Source organism: Parafrankia discariae (assembly GCF_000373365.1).
Classification (GTDB): Bacteria; Actinomycetota; Actinomycetes; order Frankiales; family Frankiaceae; genus Parafrankia; species Parafrankia discariae.
On record NZ_KB891114.1, the window covers coordinates 1 to 8,537 of the forward strand.

Here is an 8,537-nt window from a genome sequence, read left to right on the forward strand (position 1 = left end):
GGCGGCGGATGGCGGCAGGAATCGTCCCGACGCCACGGGAACCCAGCGCGGCCCGCTGACGTGTACCGCGCCGCGGGATAACCGACCACCCACCCCACCGGGAACGTTCCCGTCCACGACGGCGCCACGGCCCCCAACGGCCCCGTGCACGCCCGATCCCCACGCAGCGTAACCCCGGGGCAGGGTGCGCGGATGAGCCACCGCCAGCCGACATGCAACGCTCTTACCGCACCCCACCCACCCCAGAACCCCAGGAAAGTAACAGAAAGTAACCGCCACCGGGGCGGTGGCGGGCCCTCAGATCCCGGCCTAGACGGACAAAGGCGACACCCAAAACAAGATCGTTCCCAGCACGCCAACGCGAAATGCGCACACCATGCGCACACCAACCCGATTTGATCTTGTCAAAATGATCTTTGACTTTGTAAAACCGCAGGTCAGGAGCTATCTGTCTGGAGCCGGCGAGGGGACTCGAACCCCTAGCCGCTCGATTACAAGACGAATCACCGCGTATCGGAATATGCCGGAACGTGCCGCGCCGTGCCGCAAAATCCGAGGTCAGCGGGTTTTCGGTGTCGGAACGTGCCGGCGGATGCCGCGTCGTGCCGCGACATCCGCGCACACAATGCGCACACACACGGCCGAGTCTGGATCATCGTCCGAACGACGGAGACGCATCGTCGACCCTAGTCATCAGCGACCACTTCGGCGACGCTATGTAACCGACCCAACGGGAACCGGGTAGATCCTCGCCTTGGCGAACGAAGCCGCGACCACCGGCTCCTCTTTCGCAGCGGCGAGCAGATAGCACAAGTGCTACTCTCGGGGGGTGGACGAGATAGGGCTTCGAGAGGTCCGGCAGAACGCCAGCGATCTGGTACGCCGAGCCCAGGCCGGTGAACGGCTCACTATCACCGTGGCCGGCCGACCAGCAGCCGTCCTCGGCCCGGTGAGTCCGCGTGTGTGGCGGCGCTGGGGCGATCTGGCGGATCTCTTCGCCCAGCCGGAGGACACCGACTGGCCCGAGGACCGCAACCTCATCGACGGTTCCCTCGCGGATCCCTGGGAAGACCGATGAATCGCGGCGTCCTCGACACCAGCGTCCTGGTCGCCACGGACGTCACCCCCATTCCAGGCGAGTTGGCAGTCAGCATCATCAGCATCGCCGAACTACAGTTCGGCATCCTCGTCGCCAAGACGCCCCAAGCCCGCGCAACCCGGCTCGCCCGCCTCAGCGCGATCCAACGACGGTTCGACCCACTGCCCGTCGACGAAGCCGTCGCCGACAGCTACGGACGTCTGGCCGCCCGCGTCATCGAAGTCGGGCGCCAACCACGCGCACGCACCATGGACCTGCTGATCGCGGCCACCGCCCACGCCCACGCAGCCAGCATCTACACCCGCAACCCAGCCGACCTCGCAGGCATGGAAGACCTCCTGAAGATCGTCACGATTTAAGAAGACCCTGCAGGAGCTGTCCATCCGGCCGGTGCAGGTCTTCGCCGCCGTCAAGGGGAAGAACGCGGCCGACCTCGCGCTGACCATCGACGCGATGGATTTGCTGCACTCCGGATCCGTCGACGCGATCTGCATCGCGTCCTCGGACAGCGACTTCACTCGGTTGGCGGAACGGATCCGCGAGGGAGGTCTGACCGTCCACGGGTTCGGCGAGAAGAAGAAGACGAACCCGGGCCTGCCCGCCGCCTGCGACACCTTCGTCTACGTCGAGACCCTCGCGGCAGACACGCCACCGACACCTACCGCGAAGCCCGACCAGGCGCTCGTACCCGCCCAGGCCGCCCCGCCGCCGCACCCACATAGGACGAGCGGCGCAACCGGGACGTCCATGCCGAGCGCGGATGCCGGCACGCCGCAGATTACTGTCGCCGCCCCGCAGGCAAAGAAGAAGACGCAGACCGCCCCGGTCGCGCCTCCCACCCGGGCGACGACCGCCGAACTGCGCGCGGACACGGCGCTCATCAGCCGGCTCCGCGAGGCGGTCACGACGAACACCGGACCCGACGGCTGGACCCACCTGTCGATCGTCGGACTGGCCATCCGCAAACACCCCGCAGTCGTCCTGAGGACCTACGGCTACACCCGCCTCACGGACCTCATGGTCGCGACCGACCTGTTCGAACTCCAGCGACACAGCCGTGGCAAGTCCGGCCCCGTCCACGCACGCGTCAAGTAGACACTCGAGCACCACGGCGACGGCGACCCGCCAGCCGTGCTCGCAGCCACGCCAAGGGACCGGATCGTCGTCATCTCGTCCGGTACGAGAGGAAAACCCCCGCGCATGCGGGGACGACTTCGGCCGCTGGTCCCACGGCCACCGCCTCGCGGGAAGACCCCCGCGCGTGCGGGGACGACGACAAGGACGCACGCCGGCTGGCCGCGTACGCCGGAAGATCCCCGCGCGTGCGGGGACGACTTCTCGCTGGCCCACCGGGCCGGATCCCAGGCGGGAAGATCCCCGCGCGTGCGGGGACGACCACCACCGCACCCGCCGAGGCCACTCCCAGCCGGGAAGATCCCCGCGCGTGCGGGGACGACGAGGAGGCTCATCAGCACACCCCGGTCATGGCGGGAAGATCCCCGCGCGTGCGGGGACGACGACCACCGCCCGGACGAGGTCGCGCCGCTGCCGGGAAGATCCCCGCGCGTGCGGGGACGACTCGCGCTCACGCGCGCCGGCCTGATAGCGCGCGGGAAGATCCCCGCGCGTGCGGGGACGACCGCCACCACACTGGCAAGCCACCCGCCGAACTCGGAAGATCCCCGCGCGTGCGGGGACGACGGCAGAGGCCCGGCGGTGGTGACCCGCGCGGCCGGAAGATCCCCGCGCGTGCGGGGACGACGAGGCTCTCTGGCCTCACCGGCCGCACGATGGGGGAAGATCCCCGCGCGTGCGGGGAGGACGCCCCAGACGCCCGCTTCGATCGGCTGCAGGGCGGAAGATCCCCGCGCGTGCGGGGAGGACATCGGGATAGGTCTCGGCGAGCTGCCAGTCCAGGGAAGATCCCCGCGCGTGCGGGGAGGACCGCGGGTCGGTGGCGGTGGGCGCCCGGTGCGGGGGAAGATCCCCGCGCGTGCGGGGAGGACGCACAGGGCGTCGCGTCGCCAGTCCTCGCGTGGGGAAGATCCCCGCGCGTGCGGGGAGGACGCACAGGGCGTCGCGTCGCCAGTCCTCGCGTGGGGAAGATCCCCGCGCGTGCGGGGAGGACCGGGACGTGGACCGGCCCGGCCTGCTGCTCCTGGGAAGATCCCCGCGCGTGCGGGGAGGACCCCAGCAGTCCCTCCCCGTCCTCGCCGACCGAGGGAAGATCCCCGCGCGTGCGGGGAGGACCCCAGCAGTCCCTCCCCGTCCTCGCCGACCGAGGGAAGATCCCCGCGCGTGCGGGGAGGACTGCCGCCCGGCGGGGCGGTGCCGGGGTGTTCGGGGAAGATCCCCGCGCGTGCGGGGAGGACCCACCCACGGTGCGGCACTCTCGGTTTCGTTGGGGAAGATCCCCGCGCGTGCGGGGAGGACTCTTGCTGAGCTGGGGTTTTACCGGCGTGGGCGGGTGAACAGTATCAGTCCGTCGTAGTCGATCGGGTAGCCGCGATCACGGCCGGCGGTGCGGACGGCCCAGCCTTGCTCGTTGTCCGCGGGTTCGATCATGACGGCTTGGCCGTCTCCGACGCGCTGGGCGAGCACGGTCCAGACACGGTCACGGACCCGGGCACTGGGGTTCCCGACAAAGACCCCCGCCGCGATCTCGATCATCCACCGGGTGAGGTGGCCATGGTAGGCGGGCCAGACCAGCAGGCCCCGCCCGACACCGTCAACCACCACACCGGCCCGGCCAGACACCACCCGCCCGCTCCGACGAGACTGATAAATTTGGGCCCCATCGAGCAGTAAAGCCGCAGGTCAACAAGTGTCGTCCCCGCACGCGCGGGGATCTTCCCCACGCCGGCAGCCCCAGACCCGGTCAGATGATGTCGTCCCCGCACGCGCGGGGATCTTCCCACCGGGTGCGTCTGGCCGGGCTACGGAGGACCGTCGTCCCCGCACGCGCGGGGATCTTCCTCCGCGGGGATGGCCGTGCCGGCGATGGCCGCGGTCGTCCCCGCACGCGCGGGGATCTTCCTCATTTCCTTCCGGATTGTCGACGGCCGGTTGCGTCGTCCCCGCACGCGCGGGGATCTTCCCACGCCCGCGACACCGCACTGGCCGACGCCGACGTCGTCCCCGCACGCGCGGGGATCTTCCGTCGTCCAGGTCGCTGGTCGGGGTGGCCATGACGTCGTCCCCGCACGCGCGGGGATCTTCCCGCTCGTGGCCAGGCAGCGGCGCCAGCCCGGCGGTCGTCCCCGCACGCGCGGGGATCTTCCCTCGCCGTCCTCCTGGAGGCGCAGGCCGCTACCGTCGTCCCCGCACGCGCGGGGATCTTCCCGACACCCGGTCGACCGCCACGGCCGCTGTGGCGTCGTCCCCGCACGCGCGGGGATCTTCCGCGGTCGTGGCCCGGGTCGGTGCGCGCCAGGATGTCGTCCCCGCACGCGCGGGGATCTTCCCGCGAACATCCCACCAAGAGCCAGAGCCACCACGTCCTCCCCGCACGCGCGGGGATCTTCCGAACAGGGCGAGGATCACGAGGGCGGGTAGCAGGTCGTCCCCGCACGCGCGGGGATCTTCCGGATGACGCGCCGGGGGCGATCAACGCCCTGGTGTCGTCCCCGCACGCGCGGGGATCTTCCTCCGTGATCACTGCCGGTGTGGCCGGCGCGCTGGTCGTCCCCGCACGCGCGGGGATCTTCCCTCAGCCATGAGGAGGGCCGAGCGCGCATACGCGTCGTCCCCGCACGCGCGGGGATCTTCCCTGACCTGGGGATGTGGCGAGACCGGCTCCGTCGTCGTCCCCGCACGCGCGGGGATCTTCCCGTGCCCGCCACAGCTGAGCAGGCGGCGCTGCTGTCGTCCCCGCACGCGCGGGGATCTTCCCCTCGGGGACAGCTACGCGGGGAAGGCCAACGGGTCGTCCCCGCACGCGCGGGGATCTTCCCACGTCCGGCGTCTCGCTCGGGAGCACGGCGTGGTCGTCCCCGCACGCGCGGGGATCTTCCCCTGGAGCGTGCGCGGGAGGCGCTCAGCTCGGCGTCGTCCCCGCACGCGCGGGGATCTTCCCACCTCCTCCGCCGCCGCCAGACGCTCAGCCGGGTCGTCCCCGCACGCGCGGGGATCTTCCGTCGTTGAGGCTGTCCACGGTCGTCGTCAGCGCGTCGTCCCCGCACGCGCGGGGATCTTCCTGTCCGGCACCCGCGTACGTCCTGGTCACGGATGTCGTCCCCGCACGCGCGGGGATCTTCCCATCACTGTCTCGGTGCCCGTGCTCGTGGCCGGGTCGTCCCCGCACGCGCGGGGATCTTCCCTCCACAGGGACGCGACCCTTCACGGGGAGTTCGTCGTCCCCGCACGCGCGGGGATCTTCCCCTGATCCTCCCAGCCATGCAGGCCGGATGGCTGTCGTCCCCGCACGCGCGGGGATCTTCCCCTGTTCCGGCGGCCGACGCAGTTCGTCATCGTGTCGTCCCCGCACGCGCGGGGATCTTCCCCCCGGATCTCCGGGGACATGCGGCCAGGTCTCGTCGTCCCCGCACGCGCGGGGATCTTCCTCTCAGGGCCGCCCGCGCCGCCGGCTTCGACCGGTCGTCCCCGCACGCGCGGGGATCTTCCGTCACCGCAGACGGCGCCGACCGTGCCAGCTGCGTCGTCCCCGCACGCGCGGGGATCTTCCTTCATTACGAGCATGCCGCAGCACCCCCGACGCGTCGTCCCCGCACGCGCGGGGATCTTCCCACAGATCGTCTGATTCGGCGGGTCCGGGCTGAGTCGTCCCCGCACGCGCGGGGATCTTCCCGGCTGCGTATCGATTTCCGCCACCCGCTCGCCGTCGTCCCCGCACGCGCGGGGATCTTCCCATCTCATCCTCGGGCGGCATGAGATCCGCCAAGTCGTCCCCGCACGCGCGGGGATCTTCCCGCAACGGGGACCACGCCTGCCAGCGTTGCCCCGTCGTCCCCGCACGCGCGGGGATCTTCCGTCGCCAGCACAGAGGCCGGTCGCGCCGCAGGCGTCGTCCCCGCACGCGCGGGGATCTTCCCCGGCCGGCCGGTGCGCTCGTAGCGGGTGCCCCGTCGTCCCCGCACGCGCGGGGATCTTCCCCGCCCCTCGGCTGGATCAGCCCGATCCGCTGGGTCGTCCCCGCACGCGCGGGGATCTTCCCGTAGGGACCAAGGACCGCAGGATCTACCCACTGTCGTCCCCGCACGCGCGGGGATCTTCCGGCCCGATACCGGGTACGGCGTCGCGACCTGGAGTCGTCCCTGCACGCGCGGGGATCTTCCACCGGGCCCATCGTCGTGTCCGTACACGTGGCGGTCGTCCCCGCACGCGCGAGGATCTTCCCTCCGTCAGTTTCCCTCTCGGTTCTCTGGCCACGTCGTCCTCGCACGCGCGGGGATCTTCCGCTCTGCGAGTCCCACATCCAGACCAAGAAGATCCATGGTCAAGAAGGGAGCGGCCATGTACGCGCCGGGGCTGCGCGACAGCGACTGGTAATAGCGTCTTTCGTGGTCGGTCTGGTGCGGGCGGTAGGGTGATCGTGCCGTTGGGGCACGTGTGGACTGGGGGGTCCGATGCCGACGACCTACTACCTCGCCTGGTGGAACCTGGAGAACCTCTTCGACGAGGAGAACTCACCGCGGCGGACCGAGAAACTCGCCCGCGCCCTCGGTGACGACCTCGCCGGCTGGACGCCACAGCTGCGGGACCGGAAGATCTCCCAGCTGGCGTCGGTGATCGCGCAGATGAACGGCGGTGCGGGCCCGGACCTGCTCGGGGTGTGCGAGGTGGAGAACCGGTTCGTCCTCGAGCTCCTCGCCACCGCGGTCGCCGACCGCCTCGGTGACCGCCGCTACGAGATCGTGCACGCCGACACCGACGACGCCCGCGGGATCGACGTCGCATTCCTCTACGACCCGGACCTGCTGACCGCCCCGACGGGGCAGGTGTTCTTCCACGTGGTGATGCGCCGCAACGCCACCCGTGAGATCGTCCAGGTCAACTTCCAGACCCACACCGGGCGAACCTGGGCGGTGTTCGGGAACCACTGGCCATCGCGGTCCGGGGGGCAGTACGAGTCCGCCGGCTACCGGGCCATCGCCGGGGAGACCCTGGCCTACTTCCACCAGCGGGTCCGTGAGGAACACGGCCAGGACACCCCGGCGCTGGCGATGGGTGACTTCAACGACGAACCGTTCGACACCTCCCTGGTCGCCCACGCCCTCTCGACCCGGCAGCCCGTCCGGGTGATCAACGCGGACACACCGCGGTTCTGGAACCTGATGTGGCCCGCCGCCGGCACCCCGGAAGGCACGTTCTACTTCCAGAACGAACCGAACCTGCTCGACCAGTTCCTCGTCAACGCCACCATGGCCCACCCCACCAGCCCCCTGCACGCCAACCCCGACAGCGTGCAGATCCTGCGCTTCCCCGAACTCGTCCACACCGGCGACTACCCACGACCCCGCCCCTTCGGCGGGATGGGCGCCACCGTCGATGAGACCGGCTACTCCGACCACTTCCCCATCGGGATGACCATCACCGAAACCGACTAACCTCCAGGGCCGCCATCACGCTCGTGGTGATCGGCTTTCGCTCATCGCAGGTTCCTCTGGTCAGGGGTCACGATCGGCGTGAGCCTGTCCGCAAGGGTGGAACGTTCAGTGATGTCGGTCACTCGTGGGTGACGGTGTCGTTTCACTCCGGGGGCAGTCCATCCTCACGAGTCACCCAAAGGTTCTCCATAATTCGGATGTGCTGCTCCCACAGGGAAAGCCTTCCCGTCACGTTCAACGGAGTTGGACGGCTGCGGCGGACCGGTCCGGACGGTCACGCGATACGGTAAGCAATACATCGCGGATACACGATCCGCAGGTAGGAACGGGGGCTCTGTTGCATCGACGGAGTCCGCTGTCCCGCGGCTGCCGATCAGTCATGATCAAGGGATGCGTCGACGTCGTGCCTGTCCACCGGTTCCGGTGTCGGAGTTCGCGGGGTTCCGGTTCCCACCGGAGGTGATCGTCCTCGCCGTCCGCTGGTACCTGCGGTACGCGCTGTCCTACCGGGATGTCGAGGAGCTCCTCGCCGAACGCGGCCTCGATGTTGATCACGTCACGGTGTATCGGTGGGTGCGGCGCTTCACGCCTCTGCTGGTCGAGGCTGCTCGGCCGTGTCGGCACCGGCCCGGGGACAGGTGGTTCGTCGATGAAACGTACGTCAAGGTCGCCGGCCGATGGACCTACCTCTACCGGGCCGTCGACCAGCATGGCCAGGTCATCGACGTCCTCGCCAGCACACGACGCGACCAAGCCGCTGCCCAGCGCTTCTTCGGTCGGGCGCTAACGCAGGGGCGCCGGCCGGCCGAGGTCACCACCGACAAGGCACCCGTCTACCCGCGGATCCTCGACGAGCTGCTCCCCGAGGCCTG

General features: G+C 70.1%; 6 protein-coding genes and 1 CRISPR repeat array. Of the genes, 5 read left to right on the forward strand and 1 reads right to left on the reverse strand.

Annotation, left to right across the window (positions count from 1 at the left end):
* Positions 1–829: 829 nt before the first annotated feature.
* From B056_RS0105070 to B056_RS35215, 3 genes are read left to right on the forward strand one after another with little or no spacing between them, the layout of a single operon-like run.
* A complete protein-coding gene (locus B056_RS0105070) occupies positions 830–1,078 on the forward strand; it encodes a type II toxin-antitoxin system Phd/YefM family antitoxin (protein WP_026239345.1) in 249 nt (82 codons plus the stop codon).
* Positions 1,075–1,458 carry a type II toxin-antitoxin system VapC family toxin gene (locus tag B056_RS0105075; RefSeq protein ID WP_018500817.1) on the forward strand — a complete coding sequence of 128 codons (384 nt, stop codon included), beginning with the start codon at positions 1,075–1,077 and terminating at the stop codon, positions 1,456–1,458. The genes B056_RS0105070 and B056_RS0105075 overlap by 4 nt, the downstream gene beginning before the upstream one ends.
* Before the next feature lie 31 nt (positions 1,459–1,489).
* Positions 1,490–2,194: an NYN domain-containing protein gene (locus B056_RS35215; RefSeq protein WP_018500818.1), complete on the forward strand. Its 705-nt coding sequence runs from the start codon at positions 1,490–1,492 to the stop codon at positions 2,192–2,194.
* A gap of 1,356 nt (positions 2,195–3,550) precedes the next feature.
* Here B056_RS35215 and cas2e read toward each other — a convergent pair.
* Positions 3,551–3,811, reverse strand: a complete 261-nt coding sequence (gene cas2e, locus B056_RS0105085) for a type I-E CRISPR-associated endoribonuclease Cas2e (protein ID WP_026239346.1) — start codon at positions 3,809–3,811, stop codon at positions 3,551–3,553.
* A gap of 114 nt (positions 3,812–3,925) precedes the next feature.
* Positions 3,926–6,515: a CRISPR direct-repeat array (repeat unit 28 nt; unit sequence GTCGTCCCCGCACGCGCGGGGATCTTCC).
* A 169-nt stretch (positions 6,516–6,684) separates the two neighbouring features.
* Between cas2e and B056_RS0105090 the strand changes: the two genes are divergently transcribed.
* Entirely contained in the window at positions 6,685–7,665 is a 981-nt protein-coding gene (locus B056_RS0105090) for an endonuclease/exonuclease/phosphatase family protein (RefSeq protein WP_018500820.1), read from the forward strand.
* Between the two features lie 423 nt (positions 7,666–8,088).
* Positions 8,089–8,537, forward strand: a 449-nt coding sequence (locus tag B056_RS0105095; protein ID WP_018500821.1) for an IS6 family transposase, incomplete at its 3' end; no start/stop codon positions are given.

Coding starts and splice junctions, on each gene's coding strand:
- B056_RS0105075 (WP_018500817.1), top strand. CDS start 1,075: ATGAATCGCGGCGTCCTCGACACCAGCGTCCTGGTCGCCACGGACGTC.
- B056_RS0105090 (WP_018500820.1), top strand. CDS start 6,685: ATGCCGACGACCTACTACCTCGCCTGGTGGAACCTGGAGAACCTCTTC.